Raw genomic sequence first — 23,844 nt, 5'->3', positions numbered from 1 at the left:
GGGAGCCAGCCTGCTTGGCGATGAGGCCTTGCCAGTCGCCGCTTAAACCAAGGTCATCAACGCCTCTCGGCTGAACGGAAGGATGTCTTCCTCACGACCATCGCGCACTTTCTGCGCCCAGTCCGGATCGACCAGCAGCGCACGCCCTACCGCCACCAGATCAAACTCATCGTTGTTCAACCGCTCCAGCAGTTTTTCCAGACTGGCCGGCTGTGCGATCTTGTCGGTGTTGACCATGAACTGCAGGAACTCGCCGTCCAGGCCAACGCTGCCCACAGTGATGGTCGGCTTGCCAGTGAGCTTGCGGGCCCATCCGGCCAGGTTGAGCTCAGAGCCGTCGAACTCCGGCTCCCAGAAACGCCGCGTCGAACAGTGGAAAATGTCCACGCCTGCGTCGGACAGCGGCTTGAGGAATTCACCCAGCGCCTCGGGGGTTTGTACCAGGCGCGCGGTGTAATCCTGCTGCTTCCACTGCGAGAAACGGAAGATGATCGGGAAGCCCTCGCCGACCGCTGCACGCACGGCCTGAATCAACTCGATGGCGAAACGCGAACGTTTGGCCAGGTCGCCACCGTACTCGTCGGTGCGCTGGTTGCTACCTTCCCAGAAAAACTGGTCCACGAGATAGCCGTGGGCACCGTGGATTTCCACGCCGTCCATGCCGATGCTTTGGGCATCTTTGGCGGCTTGCGCGAATGCGGCGATGACGTCCTGGATGTCTTGTTTAGTCATGCCGTGAACCACGACCTGACCATCCTTCAGTTTCTCCGACGGACCGTAACCCGGCACGCTGGCATCCGGCTCGGTGCCGATGCGGCGCACGCTGCCCACATGCCACAGCTGAGGGACGATCTTGCCGCCCTCGGCGTGGACCGCGTCGACCACTTTCTTCCAGCCAGCCAGCGCTGCATCACCGTAGAAATGCGGCACGTTCGGGTAGCCATTGGAGGCCTTGTGCCCGACGGTGGTGCCTTCGGTGATGATCAGGCCGACGCCCGCAGCGGCACGGCGACGGTAGTACTCGATCACTTTGGAATTCGGAACGCCACCCGGCGAAAACGAGCGGGTCATCGGCGCCATGACGACGCGTGTCGGCAGTTCGAGGGTGCCGAGGTGGAACGGTTTGAACAGGGCTTTGACTGGCATGGGACGCTCCACGAAAACGATATCGACGGGACACAAATTTTATGACGGCGATAATATGCGCAGTCGAAGACGATGCACAGCACTATTGATCTGGGTGATTAAGGGTCAAAAGGCAAGCATAAAAAATCGCAGCTCGGTGGCTGCGATTTTTTGGGGTTCAGCTCAACGCTTTTTCAATTGCATGGATGACCGTCGGATCATCCGGCGCCGTACGCGGCGAAAACCGCGCCAGCACACGCCCGTCTTTGCCCAGCAGGAATTTCTCGAAATTCCAGGTAATGTCCCCCGGAAACTCCGCGCCCTCGCCCGCCAGCAGACGGTACAGCTGATGACGATCGTGACCGTTGACTTCCAGCTTGCTGGACAACGGAAAGGTCACGCCATAGTTCAGGCTGCAGAAATCCTGGATCTCTTGCTCGGTGCCCGGTTCCTGCCCGGCAAACTGGTTGCACGGCAAGCCCAGCACGCTGAAGCCTTTTTCCTTGTATTGCTGGTAGAGGTTTTCCAGCGCCGCGTACTGTGGGGTCAAGCCACATTTGGAGGCGACGTTGACCACAAGCACGACGTGCCCCTTGAGGGGTGCCAGCGGTAGCTCCTGACCATCCAGGGCTGTCAATTTAAGGTCGTGAAAAGCACTCATGACGAACTCCAGATTCCCGTGTTCTACTCGAAACAGCCACTTGGCGATGTCGCCAGGGACAGCCGCGGACTAAAAAGGCGCCCCGCGGGCGCCTCTCCAGTTCTCTGAGCTTAGCGCAGAAAATCAGTGGTGATGGCCACCTTCGCCATGGACGTGACCATGAGCGACTTCTTCCTGGCTGGCGTCACGGATGTCGATGATCTTGACCTGGAAATTCAGGCGCTGACCGGCCAACGGGTGGTTGCCGTCGACGGTGACATCGTCGCCGTCCAGATCGCGGATGGTGACGATCTGCATCTGGCCGTCCGGTGCGGAAGCGTGGAACTGCATGCCCACTTCCAGTTCGTCGACGCCTTCGAACATGCTGCGGCTCAGGGTGCTGACCAGTTCGGCAGCGTATTCGCCGTAAGCATCTTCAGGTTCAACGGCTACGGTCAGCTCGTCGCCGACGGTTTTGCCTTCCAGTGCCTTTTCCAGACCCGGGATGATGTTACCTGCGCCTTGCAGGTAGACCAGCGGCGCGCCGCCGGCGGAACTGTCGATGACCTCACCAGCGTCGTTGGTCAGGGTATAGTCGATGGAGACAGCCTTATTGGCGGCGATCAGCATGGGGCGAGACCTTTTGCATAAGAATGAAGAAAGGCCAAGTTTAGCGAAGCAATCGTCTGAAAGCGAACACAACCCGGACAGACGGATCGCGACGAAAGGCTCGACGGTCACCGGTTTCCATCAGGATGAGGACGGGCATTGGGTGGCCGAGCTTTCCTGCGGCCACACCCAGCACCTGCGTCACCAGCCACCGTGGCAATCGCGCGCCTGGGTCCTGGACCCTGCGCAACGTATTGAAAAAATAGGCCAGCCCTTTGATTGCGGTTGGTGCGCACAAGGCTCGGTTAGCGATAACCTTGGCGACTGAATTTCGGTAGACGGCCAGTCATAGGTCTTCACCATTGCCATGCTCCCTTAGAGAATCCGCATGCAAACTTTTTTTATCGCGCCCACCGATTTTGGTGTGGGTCTGACCTCCATCAGCCTCGGGCTGGTGCGCACCCTTGAGCGAGCCGGCCTCAAAGTCGGCTTCTTCAAGCCGATAGCCCAGCCGCATCCGGGTGATACAGGCCCGGAACGCTCCACGGAACTGGTGGCGCGCACTCACGGCTTGAAACCGCCTCAGCCACTGGGCCTGGCGCACGTCGAGCGCATGCTCGGCGATGGTCAGCTGGATGAGCTGCTCGAAGAAATCATCACCCTTTATCAGCAAGCCGCCGTCGGCAAGGACGTGCTGATTGTCGAAGGCATGGTCCCGACCCGCAGCGCCAGTTACGCCGCCCGGGTCAATCTGCATCTGGCCAAGAGCCTCGATGCCGAAGTGATCCTGGTCTCGGCGCCGGAAAACGAAGTGCTGACCGAACTGTCGGGCCGGGTGGAATTACAGGCGCAATTGTTTGGCGGCCCGAAAGACCCAAAAGTCCTCGGCGTGATCCTCAACAAGGTCAAGACCGAAGAAAGCATGGAAGCCTTCGCCTCACGCCTGAAAGAGCACTCGCCGTTGCTGCGCAGCGGTGATTTCCGCTTGCTCGGCTGCATCCCGTTCCAGCCTGAATTGAACGCACCGCGCACCCGCGACGTCGCTGATCTGATGGGCGCGCAAATCCTCAATGCCGGCGATTACGAAACCCGGCGCATGACCAAAATCATCATCTGCGCCCGCACCATGCGCAACACCGTGGAGCTGCTCAAGCCCGGCGTGCTGGTGGTGACACCCGGCGATCGTGACGACATCATCCTCGCCGTCAGCCTCGCTGCCATGAACGGCGTGCCGCTGGCCGGCCTGTTGCTGACCAGCGACACCTTGCCCGACCCGCGCATCATGGACCTGTGCCGTGGCGCGTTGCAGGCGGGCCTGCCGGTGTTGTCGGTGAGCACCGGTTCCTACGACACCGCCAACCAGCTGAACGGCTTGAACAAGGAAATCCCGATCGATGACCGCGAGCGTGCGGAGATCATCACCGACTTCGTCGCCAGTCATCTGGATGCCGACTGGCTGCACCAGCGCTGCGGCACCCCGCGTGAGATGCGCCTGTCGCCAGCGGTGTTCCGCTATCAATTGATCCAGCGCGCCCAGGCCGCCAACAAGCGCATCGTTCTGCCCGAAGGCAGCGAGCCGCTGACCGTGCAAGCGGCAGCGATCTGTCAGGCGCGCGGCATCGCCCGTTGCGTGTTGCTGGCGAAACCGGAAGACGTCGAAGCCGTGGCCCGCGCGCAAGGTATCGAGTTGCCGCCGGGGCTGGAGATTCTCGATCCGGACCTGATTCGCGAGCGCTACGTCGAACCGATGGTTGCGCTGCGTAAAAGCAAAAGCCTCAACGCACCGATGGCCGAGCAGCAACTGGAAGACACCGTGGTGATCGGCACCATGATGCTGGCGCTGGATGAGGTCGACGGCCTCGTGTCCGGGGTCATCCACTCCACCGCCAACACCATCCGCCCGGCCTTGCAGCTGATTAAAACCGCACCGGGCTGCACGCTGGTGTCGTCGGTGTTTTTCATGCTGTTTCCGGAAGAAGTGCTGGTCTACGGCGACTGCGTGATGAACCCGCACCCGAGCGCCAGCGAACTGGCCGAGATCGCCCTGCAAAGCGCTGACTCGGCTGCCGCGTTTGGCATCATCCCGCGCGTGGCGATGATCAGTTACTCCAGCGGAGAATCGGCCAGCGGCGAAGAAGTCGAGAAGGTTCGTGAAGCCACGTTGCTCGCCCACGAACAACAGAACTCGCTGCTGATCGACGGCCCGTTGCAGTACGATGCCGCCGCCAACGAAACCGTGGCCAGGCAACTGGCACCGAACAGCCTGGTCGCCGGTCGTGCCACGGTGTTCGTGTTCCCCGACCTGAACACCGGCAACACCACCCACAAAGCCGTGCAGCGCAGTGCCGATTGCGTCAGCCTCGGGCCGATGTTGCAAGGCCTGCGCAAACCGGTGAACGACCTGCCGCGCGGCGCGCAAGTCGATGACATCGTTTACACCATCGCATTGACCGCGATTCAAGCTGCCAACCGACCTATGGATCTTTAAATGCTGGCTTTTCTACCTGCACCCGTGCGCGGCGTAATCGCCTCGCTGCTATTGGCGCTGAATACCATTCTGCTGTGCTCGTTCCTGTTCTGCGTGGCGATTTTCAAAGTGTTGCCCTTCGCCCTCGCCCAGCGTTTCACGCTTTGGTTGATGAGCCATACCCATGAAGCCTGGATCAGCAACAACAAGGCCTGGATGAACCTGGTCTGCCGCACCCGCTGGCACCTCAGCGGCTTGCAAGGGCTGGATTATCAACACTCGTACCTGATCACCAGCAACCACCAGAGCTGGGTCGACATCATGGTGTTGCAGTACGTGCTCAACCGACGCATCCAGCCGCTGAAGTTCTTCCTCAAACAGGAACTGATCTGGGTGCCGGTGATTGGCCTGGCCTGGTGGGCGCTCGGCTTTCCGTTCATGAAGCGCTACTCCAAGGCCTACCTGGAAAAGCACCCCGAGAAGAAAGGCAAGGACCTGGAAACCACCCGCAAGACGTGCGACAAGTTCCGCAATAACTCGGTGGGGATTTTCAATTTTGTCGAAGGCACGCGCTTCACTGAAGGCAAGCATGCGCAGCAGAAATCACCGTTCAAGTACCTGCTCAAGCCCAAGGCCGGCGGCATTGCGTTTGTGCTGGATGCGATGGGTGAGCAGCTTGAGTCCATTGTGAACGTGACCATTCACTACCCGGCCGGGCGTCCTGGGTATTGGGATCTGCTGTGCGGGAACGTTGCGGACGTGGTGGTGCATTTTCAGGAACTGAAGATTCCGCCGCAGTTTATTGGCAAGAACTACGACCAGGACGGGGAGTATCGATTGCAGTTTCAGGGCTGGATCAATCAGCTGTGGGAAGACAAGGATGCGTTGCTTGCGCAGATGCATCGGGAATACCCCGATAAACACTGACCTACTGTGGGAGCCAGCCTGCTGGCGATAGCGGGTTCACATTCAGCAGATTTATTGCCTGAACCACCGCAATCGCTAGCAGGCTAGCTCCCACAGTTGACCGAGTTGATCCACAAAAAAAACCCGCCGATGATCACTCATCGGCGGGTTTTTTATTGGAGCGGCTATCGCTTAGATCGCGCCACGCGTACGCAGCAGATCCAGCACTTGCTTGACGCTTTCTTCCAGCGACAGCGACTGGGTGTCGACCACGAGGTCGGCGTCCAGCGGCACGTCGTACGGGAAGGAGTCGCCCGGGATGTTATCCCCGGCCGCCGCGTACAGGCCTTGTGGATCACGCTCGGCACAGACCGTCGGCGAGGCCTGGACGTAGACCGTCAGCAGACGCTCCTTGCCGATCAGTTCCCTGGCCTGCTCACGCCCTTCAGCACTCGGCGCAACAAACGCCGCCAGGGTTACCAGACCGGCTTCGTTGAACTGACGCGCAACGTGCGCCGCACGACGCCAGTTCTCGGTACGCCCGGCGCGATCCTGTGGCAGACCTTTATTCAGGTCGTGACGCAGGTTCTGGCCATCGAGTACAAACACCGCACGGCCCATGTCGAACAGCTTGCGTTCAACCGCATAGGCCAGGGTGCTTTTGCCCGCGCCCGACAAGCCGCTGAACAACACGGTGGCCGGCTGCTGGCCGAAACGCTGAGCGCGTTCTTCGGTGGCAACGTGCGCGAGTTTGCCGTGGTGCGTGCTGCTGCCATGCGCCAACGGCTGAGCGATGATCATGCCGGCGGCAACGGTGCCGTTGGTCAAACGATCGATGACGATGAACGAACCGGTGGTGCGGTTACTGGCGTAACCGTCCAGCGCGATCGCGGCGTCGAGGCTGACCTTGACCCGACCGATCTCGTTCAGCTGCAACGCGCTGGCAGGACCTTCTTCCAGGGTGTTCACGTCAACGCGGTTGACGATGCTGGTGATCGAACCCGGCACGTAACTCGTGGCGCGTTTGATATCGTATTTCTTGCCCGGCAGCATCGGCTCTTCGGCCATCCACACCAGCATGGCGTCGAAGGCGTCAGTCACTTGCGGCAGGTTGTCGGCGTGCACCAGCAAGTCGCCGCGAGAGATGTCGATCTCGTCTTCCATGGTCAGCGTCACTGCTTGACCTGGACCGGCGTGCTCCAGCTCACCTTCGAAGGTGACGATGGATTTCACACGGCTGCTCTTGCCCGACGGCAACACAACGACTTCATCGCCCTTGTGCACGACGCCGCTGGCCAGGGTGCCGGCGAAACCACGGAAGTTCAGGTTCGGACGGTTGACGTACTGCACCGGGAAACGCAGGTCGGTGTAGTTGCGGTCGTTGGCGATCTCGACGGTCTCGAGGATTTCCATCAGCGACTGGCCGGTGTACCACGGCGAGCGCTCGGACTTGTTCACCACGTTGTCGCCCTTCAGCGCCGACATCGGCACGAAGGCCATGGTGGTCGGCTTGAAGGCGATGCCTTCGGCGAACTTCAGGTAATCGGCCTTGATCGACTCGAAGACGGTTTCGTCGAAGCCGTTGAGGTCCATCTTGTTGATGGCGACAACGATGTGCTTGATGCCCAGCAACGAGGCAATGAAGCTGTGGCGACGGGTCTGGGTCTGCACGCCGTAGCGGGCGTCGACCAGGATGATCGCCAGGTCACAGGTGGACGCACCGGTGGCCATGTTGCGGGTGTACTGCTCATGGCCAGGGGTGTCGGCGATGATGAATTTGCGTTTGGCAGTAGAGAAATAGCGGTACGCGACATCGATGGTGATGCCTTGTTCACGCTCGGCCTGCAGGCCGTCGACCAGCAAAGCCAGGTCGATGTCTTCGCCGGTGGTGCCGACTTTTTTCGAGTCGCGGGTAATGGCTTCCAGGTGATCTTCGTAGATCATCTTGGAGTCGTGCAGCAGGCGCCCGATCAGGGTGCTCTTGCCGTCGTCGACGTTGCCACAGGTCAGAAAGCGCAGCATTTCCTTGCGTTCGTGCTGGCCCAGGTAGGCGAGGATGTCCTCGCTGATCAAATCAGATGCGTGCGACATGACAACCCCTTAGAAATAACCCTGACGTTTCTTTTCTTCCATCGAGCCTGCGCCATCGTGGTCGATGACCCGGCCCTGGCGTTCGGAAGTTCGCGTCAGGAGCATTTCCTGAATGATGTCGGTCAGGCTGGTGGCCTCGGACTCGACCGCACCGGTCAGCGGGTAGTCGCCGAGCGTACGGAAGCGGACCTTCTTCTTGACGATGCGCGCCTTGTCTTCATCGCTCAGGTGATTGAGCAGGCGTTCGTCGTCGATCATGATCCAGGTGCCATTCATCTCGATGACGTCGCGCTCGGCGGCGAAATACAGCGGCACGATCGGGATGCCTTCGAGGTAGATGTACTGCCAGATGTCCAGTTCGGTCCAGTTCGACAATGGGAACACACGAATGGATTCGCCCTTGTTGACGTTGCCGTTGTAGACGTTCCACAGCTCTGGACGCTGGTTTTTCGGGTCCCAGCGGTGCTTGGTGTCGCGGAAGGAATACACGCGCTCTTTGGCACGGGATTTCTCTTCGTCGCGGCGAGCGCCACCGAAAGCGGCGTCGAAACCGTATTTGTCGAGGGCCTGTTTCAAGCCTTCGGTTTTCATGATGTCGGTGTGCTTGGCACTGCCGTGGGTCAGCGGGTTGATGCCCTGCGCGACGCCATCGGGGTTCACGTGCACGATCAGGTCCAGGCCGAGCTCTTCGACCATGCGGTCGCGGAACGCGTACATTTCCTTGAACTTCCACCGGGTGTCGACGTGCATCACCGGGAACGGCAGTTTGCCGGGGAAGAATGCCTTGCGCGCAAGGTGCAGCATCACGGCGGAGTCTTTACCGACGGAGTACAGCATCACCGGGTTATCGAACTCGGCGGCGACCTCGCGGATGATGTGGATGCTTTCGGCCTCCAGCTGTTTCAGATGCGTCAGTTTGTCGACCATGGCTACTCACGAAAACGATCTTATGGACGGCCAGCGGGCCGTGTTCGAGCGAGGAATCCTAGCACAGCGACCTCTTCTAATCAGGGCGCCGACTAGATCGAAAGGGTATAAGAATATACCTGCCTGTTCGGGTGTACGCGGTCCTGTGGGAGTGAGCCTGCTCGCGATAGCGGTGTGTCAGACACATGAGTGTTGGATGTGCCGCAGCCATCGCGAGCAGGCTCACTCCCACAGTGGATTTGCGGTGATTTCAGATCGGATTCGGGCAATCGATGAAGATGTGCTCGAGGGCAAACCGGCGGGCCAGGTAATCACCCAATGCCTGCACACCGTAACGCTCGGTGGCGTGGTGGCCGGCGGCGATGAAGCTGATGTCGTTTTCCCGAGCGCTGTGGAAGGTCTGCTCGGAGGCCTCGCCGCTGAGGTACAGATCGACACCGGCCAGCACCGCCTGGTCGATGTAACCCTGGCCGCCACCGGTGCACCAGCCAACGCGGCGAATCATCTCGCTGCCTTCAATCAGCAGCGGCTCGCGGCCCATGACTTCCTGCACACGACGGGCGAAATCACGGGGCGTCATCGGTTCGCTCAACGAGCCGACCAGGCCGACAACCTTGAGGTTGTCCGGATCCAGCGGGCCTTCAACCGTGATATCGAGCTGACGCGCCAACTGCACGTTGTTGCCGACGTCCGGATGCAGATCCAGCGGCAAGTGATAGGACAGCAGACTGATGTCGTGCTTGAGCAGGGTTTTCAGCCGACGCTGCTTCATGCCGGTGATGCACGGGTTCTCGCCCTTCCAGAAATAGCCATGATGCACCAGCACCAGATCGGCCTGGGCTTCGACGGCGGCGTCCAGCAATGCCTGGCTGGCGGTGACGCCACTGACGATGCGCATCACCTGCGGCCGGCCTTCGACCTGCAAGCCGTTGGGGCAGTAATCGGCAATCTTGGCACTGTTAAGGTAGCGGTCGGCTTCTTCGACCAGTGTGCTCAGGGCGACGGCCATAAAAGACTCCTAAATATCCCGTTCAGAGGCGAGCTGCGCCTCGTATAATGCGCGACATTATGGGCGGTCTCATACCGCCTGCAACCTTTCAGGACGTGCTTAATGCTCAAGGCGCTGCGTTTTTCCGGCTGGCCGCTGTTGGCCGGCGTGCTTATCGCTTTACTGATCATCCAGCGTTTTCCGGAGTGGGTCGGGCTACCGAGTCTCGACGTCAACCTGCAGCAAGCGCCGCAAAGCACCACCGCGCAACAAGGTCCGGTGTCCTATGCCGACGCAGTGACCACGGCCGCGCCGTCGGTGGTGAACTTGTACACCACCAAAGTCATCAACAAACCGAACCATCCGCTGTTCGAAGACCCGCAGTTCCGCCGCTTCTTTGGCGACAACTCGCCCAAGCAAAAGCGTATGGAGTCGAGCCTAGGTTCCGGCGTGATCATGAGCCCGGAAGGCTATTTGCTGACCAACAACCACGTCACCAGCGGCGCCGACCAGATTGTGGTCGCGCTCAAGGATGGCCGTGAAACCCTGGCCCGGGTGATCGGCAGCGACCCGGAAACCGACCTCGCGGTCCTGAAGATCGATCTGAAAAACCTGCCGTCGATCACCGTCGGCCGCTCCGACAACATCCGCATCGGTGACGTCGCCCTGGCCATCGGCAACCCGTTCGGCGTCGGCCAGACCGTGACCATGGGCATCATCAGCGCCACCGGGCGTAACCAGTTGGGCCTGAACAACTACGAAGACTTCATCCAGACCGACGCCGCGATCAACCCCGGCAACTCCGGCGGCGCACTGGTGGATGCCAACGGCAACCTGACCGGCATCAACACGGCGATCTTCTCCAAATCCGGCGGCTCGCAAGGCATCGGTTTTGCGATCCCGGTCAAACTGGCCATGGAAGTGATGAAGTCGATCATCGAACACGGCCAGGTGATTCGCGGTTGGCTGGGTATTGAAGTGCAGCCGTTGACCCAGGAACTGGCGGAATCGTTTGGTCTGTCGGGGCGCCCGGGCATTGTGGTCGCGGGGATTTTCCGTGACGGTCCGGCGCAGAAGGCCGGCCTGCAACTGGGTGACGTGATTCTCAGCATCGACGGCGAACCGGCCGGCGATGGTCGTCGTTCGATGAACCAGGTCGCGCGGATCAAACCGACCGACAAGGTCACGATTCAGGTGATGCGCAACGGCAAAGAACTGAAGCTCACCGCTGAAATCGGCCTGCGTCCGCCACCGGCGCCGGTTAAAGAGAAAGAAGAAGACTGACGCTGGCCCGAGGCTCTCGGGCTAATAGAAGACATTCTCAATAGGCATGTTATATTGTTTCAATATCTATATTGGAACAACATAACATGTCGTCTCGAACAATGGCCTCCGTGGCAAGTCTTGCCCTTGGCCTGCTGGGGGATCCGGTCTTCGCGGAAGAGTCGGCCACCCTCGAACTGGATGCGATCAGCGTCACCTCCGACTACGAATCGCCTACCGGCCCGGTCAAGGGTTACCGCGCCACGCGTTCTTCGAGCGCGACCAAAACCGACACCGCCATTCGCGATATCCCGCAATCCATTAGCGTCATTCCTGTCAGCGTGCTCAACGACCTGGGCAGCACCAGCGTCGAGCGGGCCCTGGATTTTGCCGGTGGCGTCTCGAAGCAGAACAACTTCGGCGGCCTGACGCTTTACGAATACAGCGTGCGCGGCTTCACCACGTCGGAGTTCTACAAGGATGGCTTCAGCGCCAACCGTGGATACCCGAGTACGCCGGAAGTGGCCAACATCGAGCGCATCGAAGTGCTCAAAGGCCCTGCCGCCAGTCTCTATGGACGCGGTGATCCGGGCGGCACGGTCAATATCGTCACCAAGAAACCCCAGCCCGAAGCCTTCACCACCCTGCAAACCAGCGCCGGCAGTTGGGACCGTTATCGCACCGCGCTGGACGTCAACACGCCACTGGATGACGACGCCAAGGTGCTGTCTCGAATCAACCTGGCCGTCGAGGACAACCACAGCTTTCGCGATCACGTAAACAGCCAGCGAGTGTTCGTCGCGCCCTCCTTCAGTTGGCAACTGGACCCGGACACCAGCCTGTTGGTGGAGAGCGAATTCGTCCGTCACAGCTCCACGTTCGATCGCGGCATCGTCGCGCCGAACAACACGTGGAGCGGCGTGTCGCGATCAACCTTCCTCGGCGAACCCAATGACGGCAACATCGACAACCACAACAACCTGCTGCAAGCCGCGCTCGAACACCATCTCAATGACAGCTGGAAACTGCGACTGGCCAGCCATTACAAGGAAGGCAAACTCTGGGGTTACGCTTCCGAAAATCGCCCGCTGAACGCCGACGGCCACACCCTCAACCGACGCTACCGCGAGCGCGATACAAATTGGCACGACAGCATCACCCAGCTCGAATTGCGCGGTCTGTTCGATCTCGGCAGTTGGCAGCACGAACTGCTGATTGGCACCGAGTACGAAAACTTCCGCAAAAACGAACGGGTCACGACCATCGCCGGCGGCCCCTACGCCATCGATATTTATCAGCCAGTCTACGGTCAACCGAAACCCAATGGCGCGCGCTCCGGCACTGACCTTTTTGAACACGTCGAAAGCCAGGCGTTGAACCTGCAGGATCAGATCGTCTTCACCGACAAACTGCGCGGCATGCTCGGTGCACGTTTTGAACACTTTGAGCAACGCATCGACGATCACAGCCGCGGCGCTACCAGCCGCCAGAGCCACGACGCGCTGACCCAACGGGCGGGCCTGCTCTATCAGCTCACACCCGAAGTCGGGCTGTTCGCCAACGCCTCCACCTCGTTCAAACCGAACAATGGCCTGGATGCTCGCGGCAAATCCTTCAACCCGGAAGAAGGCGTCGGATACGAAGTGGGGATCAAGAGCGAGCTGCTCGACGACCGCTTGAGTACCACCCTCGCCGCCTTTCATATCGAAAAGGAAAACGTGCTCGCACTCGACCCGGGCACGGACACCAGCCGCGCCATGGGCAAGGCCCGCAGCCAGGGTTTCGACCTGCAAGTCACCGGGCAAGTGACCGACGCCGTACGGGTGATCGGTGCCTTCGCCTATATCGATGCCGAGGTCACCGAGGGCGACAAGGTGATTCCCACAGGCAGTCGCATCTTGGGCGTCGCCAAACGCAGCGGCAGTCTGCTGGGCGTTTATGAATTTCAGAATGGCCATCTGCGCGGTTCCGACGTCGGCGCGGCGTTCACTTACGTCGGCGATCGCTCGGGCGAATCCGGCAGCGATTTCGAGTTGCCGGCCTACCACACCGTCGACGTGCTGGCGCATTACAAGGCCAGTGAAAACGTCACCGTCGGCCTGAACCTGAACAACCTATTCGACGAGAAATACTACGAGCGCTCATACAGCAATTACTGGGTCAACCCCGGCGAGCCGCGCAATTTCACCGTCAGCCTCACACTCAATCTGTAAAAGGAAGTTCCCATGCAACACCTCAAACCCGCACTGCTCAGCCTGCTCGGCCTGTTGTTTACCGGCCAGGTCTCGGCCCATGGCCTCTGGACCGAACAACGTCGCGGCAACATTGAAGTGATTTACGGCCACGGTGCCGAAGACAACGCCTTCAAGGCGCAGAAAATCAGCGGCGCCTGGGCGTATGACCTCAGCGGCAAAATGATCCCGGTGACCGTGCAGCGCCTGGCCCATCACGCACGTTTGCAACCGCTGAAGCCGCCCGCCGTGATGGCGGTGGCGCTGGACAACGGCATGTGGTCGCAGACAGCGGATAAAAAATGGATCAACGAAGGACGCAGCAAAGTGCCGGGGGCCATCGAGTCAACGCAGACCTTCAAATACAGCCTGGCGATTTATCAGCCGGGGGCGAAGTTGCCGAAGCTTGATCAGATGAAATTGCTGATTCTGCCAGAGGTTGATCCGCTGACGGTCGGGCCGGGCAAGTTGCTGCCCGTGCGGGTGTTACTGGATGGGAAACCGGTGGCGGGGGTGAAGTTGATTGGTGACTATCGCAGCGCACCGAACACGTTGAGCACCGAGACGGATAAGGACGGCCGCGCGCAAGTGGTGGTGCGCAATGAGGGGTTGAATGTGATTTCGGCGCAGATGGAGATTGTGCTGAAGGACAATCCGGATGTGGCCACGCGCGGGCTGTTCAGTTCGTTGACGTTTTTGGGCGAACCGCATCACGAGTAAGACACCCCCCCTGTGGGAGCGAGCCTGCTCGCGATAGCGGTTTTGCATTCAACATCAATGCTGAATGTTATGACCTCATCGCGAGCAGGCTCGCTCCCACAGGGCCGGGGGATGGCTTAGAGGTCGCCGAGGCCATCGATCAGCGCCTGATTCTGCTCAGGCGTACCAATCGATATCCGCAGGAACTGCGCAATCCGCTCCTGCTTGAAGTGCCGAACGATCACGCCTTGCTCACGCAGCTTCGCAGCCAATCCCGCCGCATCGTGCTTCGGATGCCGCGCGAAAATGAAGTTCGCCGCCGACGGCAGCACTTCAAAACCCTTGCCTTCCAGTTGCGCAACCACCCATTCACGATGCTCGATGACCAACCGGCAGGTTTTGTCGAAGTACTCGCGATCCTCGAATGCCGCCGCAGCCCCGACATTCGCCAGGCGATCCAGCGGATAGGAGTTGAAGCTGTTCTTGATCCGCTCCAGCGCCTCGATCAGGTCCGGATGCCCCACCGCCAGACCCACTCGCAGGCCGGCCAGTGAACGGGACTTGGACAGGGTCTGGGTCACCAGCAGGTTTGGATAACGGTCCACCAGGCTGATCGCCGTCTCGCCGCCGAAGTCGATGTAAGCCTCATCCACTACCACGACCGAATCCGGGCTGGCCTTGAGGATCTGCTCGACCGCGTCCAGTGCCAGCAGGCAACCGGTCGGCGCGTTCGGGTTCGGGAAAATGATCCCGCCGTTCGGCTTGGCGTAGTCCGCCGGGTTGATCTGGAACTGCTCGTCCAGCGGCACCGCGTCGAACTTGATGCCATACAACCCGCAGTAGACCGGATAGAAGCTGTAGCTGATGTCCGGAAACAGTACCGCTTTGTCGTGTTGCAGCAAGCCGTGGAAGATGTGCGCCAGGACTTCGTCTGAGCCGTTACCGAGGAACACCTGATTGGCCTGCACGCCGTAATAAGTAGCCACAGCGTTTTTCAGCAGATCGCTGTTCGGGTCCGGATACAGGCGCAGATTGTCGTTGAGTTCGGTCTGCATCGCCGCCAAGGCTTTTGGCGATGGGCCGTAGGGGTTTTCGTTGGTGTTGAGCTTCACCAGTTTCGCCAGTTTCGGTTGCTCGCCCGGCACGTAAGGCACCAGATCCTTGACGAACGGGCTCCAGAATTTACTCATGCTCAGTTCCCCTGCCCTTGTGGAAAATCTTCATCAACGATGCGGTATTCGGCACTACGCGCGTGGGCGGTCAACGACTCGCCACGGGCCAGCACGGAAGCGGTCTTGCCCAGTTCGGACGCACCCTGCTCGGAGCAGAAGATGATCGACGAGCGTTTCTGAAAGTCGTAAACACCTAGCGGCGAAGAGAACCGCGCGGTGCCGGAGGTCGGCAATACGTGGTTAGGCCCTGCGCAGTAATCGCCCAAGGCTTCGGAGGTGTGGCGACCCATGAAGATTGCGCCCGCGTGACGGATCAGCGGCAACCAGGCTTGCGGATCGGCGACCGACAACTCCAGGTGCTCCGGCGCAATGCGGTTGGCCACTTCGATGGCTTGCTCCATGTCACGGACCTTGATCAGCGCGCCACGGCCATTGATCGAAGTTTCGATGATCTCGGCCCGCTCCATGGTTGGCAGCAATTTGGCGATGCTGGCGGCGACCTTGTCGAGGAACTCGGCGTCCGGGCTGACCAGAATCGCCTGGGCGTCTTCGTCGTGCTCGGCCTGGGAGAACAGGTCCATGGCGATCCAGTCCGGATCGGTGTGGCCGTCGCACACCACGAGGATCTCGGACGGGCCCGCGATCATGTCGATGCCGACCTGGCCGAACACGTGGCGCTTGGCAGTGGCGACATAGATGTTGCCCGGACCGACTACCTTGTCGACCTTCGGCACGCTTTCGGTGCCGTAAGCCAACGCGGCAACCGCTTGCGCGCCGCCAATGGTGAAGACGCGGTCGACACCGGCGATGCAGGCCGCGGCCAGCACCAGCTCATTGATTTCACCGCGCGGGGTCGGCACCACCATGACCACTTCGGTCACACCGGCGACCTTGGCCGGAATCGCGTTCATCAGCACCGAAGATGGGTACGACGCCTTGCCGCCCGGGACGTACAGGCCTGCGCGATCCAGCGGCGTGACCTTTTGGCCCAGCACCGTGCCGTCGGCTTCGGTGTAGCTCCAGGAATCCTGCTTCTGTTTTTCGTGGTAGCTGCGGACTCGGGTCGCGGCTTTTTCCAGCGCTTCGCGCTGAGGCACCGTGATCCGGGTCAGGGCCAGTTCCAGGCGTTCGCGCGGCAGGATCAGATCCGCCATGGACGCAACGTCCAGGCCGTCGAACTGCCGGGTGAAGTCCACCAGCGCCGCATCGCCACGCTCACGCACGGCTTTGATGATGTCCAGCACTCGCTGATTGACCGAGTCGTCAGACACACTTTCCCAGCTCAACAGATGATCCAGATGATGCGCGAAATCCGGGTCAGCCGCGTTGAGTCGGCGAATTGCAGTCGGTGCGGTCATAGCGAGAGCCTCATAGGATTGGCAAAAAACTCAGGCGCCCGAAGCTAACATTCGATCCGCTTGGGCACCTGAGAATTCTGGCTATGAGGCGGATAGACGGCGCGACTCAAGGTCGCGCAGGTGAATCAGCCGCGGTGTCGAGACTCCACTGCCTTGCGCAGGGTGTCGATCAACGCCTGGATACGGGCGTGCTGCATTTTCATTGAAGCTTTGTTGACGATCAGACGGGAGCTGATGTCGGCAATGAATTCCTGGGGTTCCAGGCCATTGGCACGCAAGGTGTTGCCGGTGTCGACCACGTCGATGATCTTGTCCGCCAGCCCGATCAGCGGCGCCAGTTCCATCGAGCCGTAGAGCTTGATGATGTCAACCTGACGGCCCTGCTCGGCGTAGTAACGCTTGGCAACGTTGACGAACTTGGTCGCCACGCGCAGGCGGCCCTTGGGCTCGACGTCGCCGACACGGCCGGCGGTCATCAGCTTGCAGAGGGCAATTCGCAGGTCCAGAGGCTCGTACAGACCCTGGCCGCCATATTCCATCAGCACATCTTTACCGGCGACGCCCAGGTCCGCGGCACCATGCTCGACGTAGGTCGGCACATCGGTGGCGCGCACGATCAGCAGACGCACATCGGCCTGAGTCGTGGGGATGATCAGCTTGCGGCTCTTGTCCGGATTCTCGGTCGGCACGATGCCCGCTTCAGCCAGAAGCGGCAGGGTGTCGTCAAGGATGCGGCCCTTGGACAGTGCGATGGTCAACATGGGAAACGTCAGTCCTTATCAGGCTACTGATGCCCGGTCGCAAACGGCGCCGGACACACTTCGAGGGCGTTCTCAATAATGAAAAGACACCCTCGACTTGAAACGAAACCAACGGGCACGTCCCTGTGCCCATGCAGCAGAAACTAGCCCGGTACGCGGCGGATCTTGGCGCCGAGCATCTGCAGTTTCTCTTCGATGCACTCGTAACCACGGTCGATGTGGTAGATGCGGTCGATCAGGGTGTCACCTTCAGCGATCAGCGCCGAGATCACCAGACTGGCCGAGGCACGCAGGTCGGTGGCCATGACTGGCGCGCCCTTGAGTTTCTCGATGCCGGTGACGATGGCGGTATTGCCCTCGACCTGAATGTGGGCGCCCATGCGGTGCAGTTCGTAAACGTGCATGAAGCGGTTTTCGAAGATCGTCTCGATCACTGCGCCCGTGCCTTCGGCAATGGCGTTGAGGGAGATGAACTGCGCTTGCATGTCGGTCGGGAACGCCGGGTACGGAGCGGTCCGCACGTTGACGGCTTTCGGCCGCTTGCCGTGCATGTTCAGCTCGATCCAGTCTTCGCCGCAGGTGATTTCAGCACCCGACTCACGCAGCTTTTCCAGAACGGCTTCGAGGATCGTCGGATCGGTGTCCTTGACCTTCACACGACCGCCGGTCACGGCAGCGGCGACCAGGTAAGTCCCGGTTTCGATACGGTCCGGCATCACTTTGTAAGTGGTCGGGTGCAGACGCTCGACGCCATCGATGGTGATGGTGTCGGTGCCGGCGCCAGTGATCTTGGCACCCATGGCGATCAGGAAGTTCGCCAGGTCGACGACTTCAGGCTCGCGCGCGGCGTTGGCCAGAACGCTGCGGCCCTTGGCCAGAGCGGCGGCCATCATGATGTTTTCGGTACCGGTTACGCTGACGGTGTCGAAGAAGAAGTGCGCACCGCGCAAGCCGCCTTCTGGCGCCTTGGCCTTGATGTAGCCGCCTTCGACGTCGATAACCGCGCCCATGGCTTCGAGACCACGGATGTGCAGGTCAACCGGACGCGAGCCGATGGCGCAACCGCCAGGCAGGGCGACTTCGGCTTCACCGAAACGGGCAACCATCGGGCCCAGCACCAGGATCGACGCACGCATGGTTTTCACCAGTTCGTACGGTGCGATCAGGGTCTTGATGGTGCGCGGGTCGATTTCGACGCTGAGCTTCTCGTCGATCACCGGCTCGATGCCCATGCGACCGAACAGCTCGATCATGGTGGTGATGTCATGCAGGTGCGGCAGGTTGGCAACAGTTACCGGGCCATCGCACAGCAGGGTTGCAGCCAGGATCGGCAGGGCAGAGTTCTTTGCCCCGGAGATACGGATTTCGCCATCAAGACGAACGCCGCCAGTAATAATCAATTTATCCATAAGAATCTCGACGCCCTTGGGCTCAGGTGCGCTCGGCCCAGGCCGCGCTGCTGAAAAATTTCATAGTAACCGCATGGATGCTGCCATCGGTGATCCATGGGTTCAAATGGGCATAGATCTGCTGCTGACGCTTCACCGGGCTCAACGCCGCCAGTTCATCGCTAATCACGTTCAGCTGGAAATTGCAGCCTTCGCCCTCAACTTCTACCAACGTTCCGGGCAGCTTTCCTTCAAGGAAGCTCTTCACTTCTACGGCCTGCATGCTCAACCTCAATCGGCGCCCTGTGCGCGCGGGTCGGACATCATACAAAAAAGCCCCGCGCCTGCGAACCCCGCGAAGCAGGACTCTGACGGGGGGCTTCTTTATAGATGCGGTTAGGGGTGCGCCAACAGCTCGGTCAATTCGCTGACCTGAGCGATTTCGCGCATGTCTTCTGGCATCCCGCGGATGGTCAGCGCCTTGCCGGCCGCCTGTGCATCACGCATGAAGCACAGCAGCAGGGACAAGCCTACGCTGCTGGACTTCAACACCGCCGAACAATCGACCACCACCTCGGCAGCCTGACTGGACTTGATCAACGCCTGCCCCTGCTTGCGCAAGCCGGGACCGGTGCGGTAATCCAGCATGCCACTGAGTCGCAGCTCGCCGGTTTCGCTCATGCGAATGGCCGACACACTCATTGGGCTGACTTCTCGGTGGCGTCTGCCGTTTTTTCCTTGGCCTTGGCGACTTCCCCGGCCCAACCGTTGATGGTCTTGTCCAGGTCATTGCCATTGCGCTGCATCGCATCAGCGAACTGATCGCGGAACAGCTTGCCGATGTTGATACCGTTGATGATCACGTTACGCAGTTTCCACTCGCCGTTGATCTTCTCGAGTGTGTACGACACCGGATAGATCGAGCCGTTGGTGCCTTTGACCGTCATGGCAACGCTGGTACGGTCTCCCGACTCATCCTTGGCAGGATCGACGGTGATGCCCTGATTGTTGTACTCGAGCAAGGCGTTGCCGTAGAACTGGAACAGACCCCTTTTGAAGTTTTCTTCAAAGGTTTTCATCTGCGCAGGCGTGGCTTTGCGTGAGTACTTGACCGTCATGATGCTTTTGGAAATGCCCTCGGCATCCACGACCGGCCCGACGATGGTGTTCAGCGCCGTGTAAAAGTCTTGCGGGTCCTGCTTGTATTTCTCTTTGTTGGCCGACAGGTCGGCCAGCAAACGAGTGGTGGTGTCCTGCACGATTTCGTGCGCTGAGGGCGCTGCCACGGCGTTAGCCATCAGCGGCAGGGCCGCGAGTAATACCAACAGGCCACGTCGCAAGGTAGAGATCATTCAAAAGCTCCTCATTTGGCGTCTTTGCTAACGGTATTGAGCAGAAATTTACCGATCAGGTCCTCGAGCACCAGCGACGACTGGGTGTCGTGAATGGTTCCACCATCCTTGAGCAAGCCTTCTTCGCCGCCCACGCTGATACCGATGTACTTCTCGCCCAACAGGCCAGCAGTCAGGATAGATGCAGTGGAGTCGGTCGGCAGGTTATCTACGCGCTTTTCCAGCTGCATCGTCACTCGACCGGTGAAACTGTCGCGGTCCAGATCGATCGCCGTGACCTTGCCGATGGTCACACCGGCCATGGTCACTTTAGCTCTGACCGTCAAACCGGCGATATTGTCGAAATACGCATAAAGTTTATAAGTATCGGTGGTGGCGCTCGGGGACAGGCCACTGACCCGCAACGCTAGCAACAGCAAAGCCAGGATGCCAGCCAGCAAGAAAAGGCCGACACCGATTTCCAGGGTGCGGTTTTGCATCAGAAATCTCCAAACATCAAGGCGGTCAAAATAAAGTCCAGGCCGAGTACAGCCAAAGAGGCATACACCACGGTCTTGGTAGTGGCACGACTGATCCCCTCGGAAGTGGGCTCGCAGTCATAGCCTTGGAATACGGCGATCCAGGTCACGACGAACGCGAAGACGATGCTTTTGATGATGCCGTTGAGCACATCGTCAGTGAACGTCACGCTGTTCTGCATGTTGGACCAGTAGGAACCTTCATAGACACCCAGCCAGTCGACTGCTACCCACGAACCGCCCCAGATGCCCACCACGCTGAAAATCATCGCCAGCACCGGCAGGGAAATGAAGCCGGCCCACAGGCGCGGGGCAATGATGTACTTGAGCGGGTCGACGCCAATCATTTCCAGGCTGGACAACTGTTCGGTGGACTTCATGTTGCCGATTTCGGCGGTCAACGCCGAACCTGCGCGCCCGGCGAACAGCAATGCCGTGACCACGGGGCCGAGTTCACGCAACAGCGTCAATGCAACCATCTGCCCGACTGCCTGCTCCGAACCGTAGCTGGACAGAATGTTGAAGCCTTGCAGCGCCAGCACCATGCCGATGAACACCCCGGAGACCACAATGATCACCAGGGACATCACGCCCACCGAGTGCAGTTGCTTGATCAGCAGGCCAAAACCACCGCCGATACCACCGCGGCCCAGTAAGGCGTGAAACAGGAAAATCGCCGAGCGCCCGAACACCGCCAGCACATCGATGCCGGCATGGCCGAAACGACGCACGCGTTCCAATAGTGAAATCTTGCGCATCAACGCTTCCCCAGAAGATCTGCGCGGTAATCCGTCGCTGGAAAGTGGTATGCGACCGGACCGTCGGGATCGCCGGTCATGAATTGACGAATACGCGGCTCCTGCGAGTTCATCAGCTCCTCGGGAGTGCCCTGCCCCAATACTTGCCCATCGCCCACCACATAAATGTAATCAGCAATGCTGGCGGTCTCGGCCAGATCGTGGGAGACCACGATACTGGTGATGCCCAGCGCATCGTTGAGCAAGCGGATCAGGCGCACCAACACGCCCATGGCGATAGGGTCCTGGCCGACAAAGGGCTCGTCATACATGAGGATCTGCGGATCGAGGGCAATCGCCCGCGCCAGCGCGACACGACGCTTCATGCCACCGGACAGCTCGTCGGGCATCAGGTCGATGGCGCCACGCAACCCCACGGCCTGCAATTTGAGCAGGACGATGTCACGGATCATTTCTTCCGGCAGCTCGGTATGAACGCGCAGCGGAAAGGCAACGTTCTCGAACACATCGAGGTCGGTAAACAGCGCGCCGCTCTGGAACAGCACGCCCATGTGCTTGCGCGCATCGAACAGATCACTGCGCGACAGCTTTGGCAGGTTCTGGCCATTGACCCAGACCTCGCCCTTGGTAGGCCGCAACTGTGCGCCCATCAACCGCAACAGCGTGGTCTTGCCACACCCGGAAGGCCCCATGATGCCGGTGACCTTGCCGCGCGGGATACGGATATCGACGTTATTGAAAATGCTGCGCGCACCGCGCTTGAAGGACAGTCCCTTCAGCTCGACCGCGTAGGCGTTATCGGCACTCATCTAAACTCCTTGCGATGCAGCCTCACACTCGGACGCCTGGCTTCCTGACGAAAGCACATACCTCCCCGGGCAGGCCGAACTGGCGGCGAACTATATCACTGCAAAGGCCAAGCGCCCAAGGCCCAAGCCGGCCCATGTTCAGCAACATGACAGGCAAAAAGCTTCGTTTAGAGGGGATTCGGTAACAGGGAATGACAAAGCATGACGAACTTGCGTGAGGGTTTTGATCATTACCGCTATAATCGCCGCCTTTTCATCAGGCTATACGATTTCTGACATGAGCCAATCCAGCGACCTGATTCAATCTGCGCAACGCACCATCCGCCTCGAACTGGAAGCCGTACAAGGCTTGCTGCCCCATATCGACGCAGATTTCGTACGCGCTTGCGAGATGATTCTGGACAGCAAAGGCCGCGTGGTCGTGGTCGGCATGGGCAAATCGGGGCACATCGGCAACAAAATCGCCGCCACCCTGGCCAGCACCGGCACCACGGCGTTTTTCGTGCATCCGGCCGAAGCCAGTCACGGCGACATGGGCATGATCACTCGTGACGACATCATCCTGGCCCTGTCGAATTCCGGCTCCACCAATGAAATCGTCACCCTGCTGCCCCTGATCAAGCGTCTGGGCATCAAATTGATCAGCGTAACCGGCAATCCGGACTCGGCGCTGGCCAAGGCCGCCGAGGTCAACCTCAACGTTCACGTCGAGCACGAAGCCTGCCCGCTGAACCTGGCACCGACCTCGTCGACCACCGCCGCACTGGTCATGGGCGATGCCCTGGCCGTTGCTCTGCTGGAAGCCCGCGGCTTTACCGCCGAAGATTTCGCCTTTTCCCATCCGGGCGGCGCGCTGGGCCGGCGCCTGCTCCTGAAAGTTGAAAACGTCATGCACGCCGGTCAAGAGCTGCCGCAGGTCCAGCGCGGCACGCTGCTCAAGGACGCGCTGATGGAAATGACCCGTAAGGGCCTGGGCATGACCGTGATCCTGGAAGCCGACGGCAAACTGGCCGGAATCTTCACCGACGGTGATTTGCGTCGCACACTGGACCGCAGCATCGACATCCACAGCGCCACCATCGATCAGGTCATGACCGCGCACGGCAAAACCGCTCGCGCCGAGATGCTCGCCGCCGAAGCCCTGAAAATCATGGAAGACCACAAGATCAACGCACTGGTCGTGGTCGACAGCGAAGACCGCCCGGTCGGCGCCTTGAACATGCACGACTTGCTGCGTGCGGGAGTAATGTAATGAGCACGGACCTGCTGCAACGCGGCAAACAGATCAAACTCGCCGTGTTCGACGTCGATGGAGTGCTGACCGACGGGCGCCTGTACTTCCTCGAAGACGGCAGCGAGTTCAAGACGTTCAGCACCCTCGATGGCCAAGGCATCAAGATGTTGATGGCAGCCGGCGTGCAGACAGCTATCATCAGCGGCCGCAAGACCCCGGTGGTCGAACGTCGAGCGAAGAATCTCGGCATTCCTCACGTTTATCAGGGGCGCGAAGACAAACTGGTGGTGCTCGACGAACTTCTGGCCCAACTCAAACTAAGCTATGAGCAGGTCGCCTACCTGGGTGACGACTTGCCGGACCTGCCGGTGATTCGCCGCGTTGGCCTGGGCATGGCTGTAGCAAACGCCGCCAGTTTCGTGCGTGAACACGCCCATGGCATCACCCACGCCCGTGGTGGCGAGGGTGCCGCTCGCGAATTCTGTGAATTGATCCTGCGCGCCCAGGGCCGCCTCGATGCGGCCAACGCCGCGTACCTGTGAGCCCAT

Annotated in this window: 24 protein-coding genes; 8 read left to right on the top strand and 16 right to left on the bottom strand. The window is 60.1% G+C overall.

Going from position 1 to position 23,844, the window contains the following annotated elements; translation table 11 throughout:
* Positions 1–42: 42 nt before the first annotated feature.
* From ACA070_RS04425 to ACA070_RS04415, 3 genes are all read right to left on the bottom strand, one after another.
* Positions 43–1,146 (bottom strand): NADH:flavin oxidoreductase, encoded by a 1,104-nt coding sequence (locus ACA070_RS04425; protein WP_497450178.1) that lies wholly within the window; start codon positions 1,144–1,146, stop codon positions 43–45.
* Positions 1,147–1,303: 157 nt separating this feature from the next.
* Positions 1,304–1,786 carry a glutathione peroxidase gene (locus ACA070_RS04420; RefSeq protein ID WP_497450177.1) on the bottom strand — a complete coding sequence of 161 codons (483 nt, stop codon included), beginning with the start codon at positions 1,784–1,786 and terminating at the stop codon, positions 1,304–1,306.
* Positions 1,787–1,909: 123 nt separating this feature from the next.
* On the bottom strand, positions 1,910–2,395 hold the full coding sequence (locus ACA070_RS04415; protein ID WP_497450176.1) for an FKBP-type peptidyl-prolyl cis-trans isomerase: 486 nt from the start codon (positions 2,393–2,395) through the stop codon (positions 1,910–1,912).
* Between ACA070_RS04415 and ACA070_RS04410 the strand changes: the two genes are divergently transcribed.
* Genes ACA070_RS04410 through yihG form a run of 3 tightly spaced genes read left to right on the top strand, consistent with a single transcriptional unit; the run spans position 2,364 to position 5,768 of the window.
* Complete coding sequence (locus tag ACA070_RS04410) at positions 2,364–2,702, top strand: DUF3565 domain-containing protein (RefSeq protein ID WP_462025529.1); 339 nt, start codon at positions 2,364–2,366, stop codon at positions 2,700–2,702. The two genes, ACA070_RS04415 and ACA070_RS04410, sit on opposite strands and share 32 nt — an antisense overlap.
* Positions 2,703–2,762: 60 nt before the next feature.
* Positions 2,763–4,862, top strand: coding sequence for a phosphate acetyltransferase (gene pta, locus ACA070_RS04405; protein WP_497450175.1), 2,100 nt, complete (start codon positions 2,763–2,765; stop codon positions 4,860–4,862).
* Positions 4,863–5,768 carry a 1-acylglycerol-3-phosphate O-acyltransferase, YihG family gene (yihG, locus tag ACA070_RS04400; protein WP_497450174.1) on the top strand — a complete coding sequence of 302 codons (906 nt, stop codon included), beginning with the start codon at positions 4,863–4,865 and terminating at the stop codon, positions 5,766–5,768.
* Positions 5,769–5,939: 171 nt separating this feature from the next.
* Here the strand turns inward: yihG and cysN are convergent, their stop codons facing one another.
* The 3 genes from cysN to ACA070_RS04385 form a co-directional block, all read right to left on the bottom strand.
* On the bottom strand, positions 5,940–7,838 hold the full coding sequence (gene cysN, locus ACA070_RS04395; protein WP_497450173.1) for a sulfate adenylyltransferase subunit CysN: 1,899 nt from the start codon (positions 7,836–7,838) through the stop codon (positions 5,940–5,942).
* A 9-nt stretch (positions 7,839–7,847) separates the two neighbouring features.
* Positions 7,848–8,765, bottom strand: a complete 918-nt coding sequence (gene cysD, locus ACA070_RS04390; RefSeq protein WP_090175435.1) for a sulfate adenylyltransferase subunit CysD — start codon at positions 8,763–8,765, stop codon at positions 7,848–7,850.
* Between the two features lie 250 nt (positions 8,766–9,015).
* On the bottom strand, positions 9,016–9,774 hold the full coding sequence (locus ACA070_RS04385) for a Nif3-like dinuclear metal center hexameric protein (protein ID WP_497450172.1): 759 nt from the start codon (positions 9,772–9,774) through the stop codon (positions 9,016–9,018).
* 102 nt (positions 9,775–9,876) lie between these two features.
* Between ACA070_RS04385 and algW the strand changes: the two genes are divergently transcribed.
* The 3 genes from algW to ACA070_RS04370 all read left to right on the top strand — a co-directional run bounded on the left by algW (position 9,877) and on the right by ACA070_RS04370 (position 13,967).
* Entirely contained in the window at positions 9,877–11,037 is a 1,161-nt protein-coding gene (algW, locus tag ACA070_RS04380; protein WP_497450171.1) for a Do family serine endopeptidase AlgW, read from the top strand.
* A gap of 86 nt (positions 11,038–11,123) precedes the next feature.
* On the top strand, positions 11,124–13,229 hold the full coding sequence (locus ACA070_RS04375; RefSeq protein ID WP_497450170.1) for a TonB-dependent siderophore receptor: 2,106 nt from the start codon (positions 11,124–11,126) through the stop codon (positions 13,227–13,229).
* A 12-nt stretch (positions 13,230–13,241) separates the two neighbouring features.
* Complete coding sequence (locus ACA070_RS04370) at positions 13,242–13,967, top strand: DUF4198 domain-containing protein (RefSeq protein WP_497450169.1); 726 nt, start codon at positions 13,242–13,244, stop codon at positions 13,965–13,967.
* 116 nt (positions 13,968–14,083) lie between these two features.
* Here ACA070_RS04370 and hisC read toward each other — a convergent pair whose 3' ends face one another.
* From hisC to ACA070_RS04320, 10 genes are all read right to left on the bottom strand, one after another.
* The gene (hisC, locus tag ACA070_RS04365) at positions 14,084–15,136 is read right to left on the bottom strand and encodes a histidinol-phosphate transaminase (RefSeq protein WP_497450168.1); all 1,053 of its coding nucleotides are present in this window, start codon (positions 15,134–15,136) and stop codon (positions 14,084–14,086) included.
* A gap of 2 nt (positions 15,137–15,138) precedes the next feature.
* Entirely contained in the window at positions 15,139–16,476 is a 1,338-nt protein-coding gene (hisD, locus tag ACA070_RS04360) for a histidinol dehydrogenase (protein ID WP_497450167.1), read from the bottom strand.
* Between the two features lie 125 nt (positions 16,477–16,601).
* Positions 16,602–17,237 carry an ATP phosphoribosyltransferase gene (gene hisG / locus ACA070_RS04355; protein WP_150658807.1) on the bottom strand — a complete coding sequence of 212 codons (636 nt, stop codon included), beginning with the start codon at positions 17,235–17,237 and terminating at the stop codon, positions 16,602–16,604.
* Positions 17,238–17,380: 143 nt separating this feature from the next.
* Positions 17,381–18,646, bottom strand: a complete 1,266-nt coding sequence (gene murA / locus ACA070_RS04350; protein ID WP_131061197.1) for a UDP-N-acetylglucosamine 1-carboxyvinyltransferase — start codon at positions 18,644–18,646, stop codon at positions 17,381–17,383.
* Between the two features lie 22 nt (positions 18,647–18,668).
* A complete protein-coding gene (locus ACA070_RS04345; RefSeq protein ID WP_007912386.1) occupies positions 18,669–18,908 on the bottom strand; it encodes a BolA family protein in 240 nt (79 codons plus the stop codon).
* 113 nt (positions 18,909–19,021) lie between these two features.
* Positions 19,022–19,327 carry an STAS domain-containing protein gene (locus ACA070_RS04340; protein ID WP_461957249.1) on the bottom strand — a complete coding sequence of 102 codons (306 nt, stop codon included), beginning with the start codon at positions 19,325–19,327 and terminating at the stop codon, positions 19,022–19,024.
* Positions 19,324–19,977, bottom strand: coding sequence for an MlaC/ttg2D family ABC transporter substrate-binding protein (locus ACA070_RS04335; protein WP_497450166.1), 654 nt, complete (start codon positions 19,975–19,977; stop codon positions 19,324–19,326). Before ACA070_RS04335 ends, ACA070_RS04340 begins: the two co-directional genes overlap by 4 nt.
* A gap of 11 nt (positions 19,978–19,988) precedes the next feature.
* Entirely contained in the window at positions 19,989–20,456 is a 468-nt protein-coding gene (gene mlaD, locus ACA070_RS04330; protein ID WP_010463308.1) for an outer membrane lipid asymmetry maintenance protein MlaD, read from the bottom strand.
* Entirely contained in the window at positions 20,456–21,253 is a 798-nt protein-coding gene (gene mlaE / locus ACA070_RS04325; RefSeq protein ID WP_010463310.1) for a lipid asymmetry maintenance ABC transporter permease subunit MlaE, read from the bottom strand. The genes mlaD and mlaE overlap by 1 nt, the downstream gene beginning before the upstream one ends.
* The gene (locus tag ACA070_RS04320) at positions 21,253–22,062 is read right to left on the bottom strand and encodes an ATP-binding cassette domain-containing protein (protein WP_131061203.1); all 810 of its coding nucleotides are present in this window, start codon (positions 22,060–22,062) and stop codon (positions 21,253–21,255) included. The genes mlaE and ACA070_RS04320 overlap by 1 nt, the downstream gene beginning before the upstream one ends.
* 277 nt (positions 22,063–22,339) lie before the next feature.
* Between ACA070_RS04320 and ACA070_RS04315 the strand changes: the two genes are divergently transcribed.
* Both ACA070_RS04315 and ACA070_RS04310 read left to right on the top strand, forming a co-directional pair.
* Positions 22,340–23,314, top strand: coding sequence for a KpsF/GutQ family sugar-phosphate isomerase (locus ACA070_RS04315; protein ID WP_462025519.1), 975 nt, complete (start codon positions 22,340–22,342; stop codon positions 23,312–23,314).
* A complete protein-coding gene (locus tag ACA070_RS04310) occupies positions 23,314–23,838 on the top strand; it encodes a KdsC family phosphatase (protein WP_497450165.1) in 525 nt (174 codons plus the stop codon). The genes ACA070_RS04315 and ACA070_RS04310 overlap by 1 nt, the downstream gene beginning before the upstream one ends.
* Positions 23,839–23,844 lie beyond the last annotated feature (6 nt).

The sequence above is a fragment of the Pseudomonas sp. LBUM1678 genome, assembly GCF_059695575.1.
Note: the sequence above shows the minus strand (reverse complement) of the source record. Positions and strands in the feature narration are given on the sequence as shown.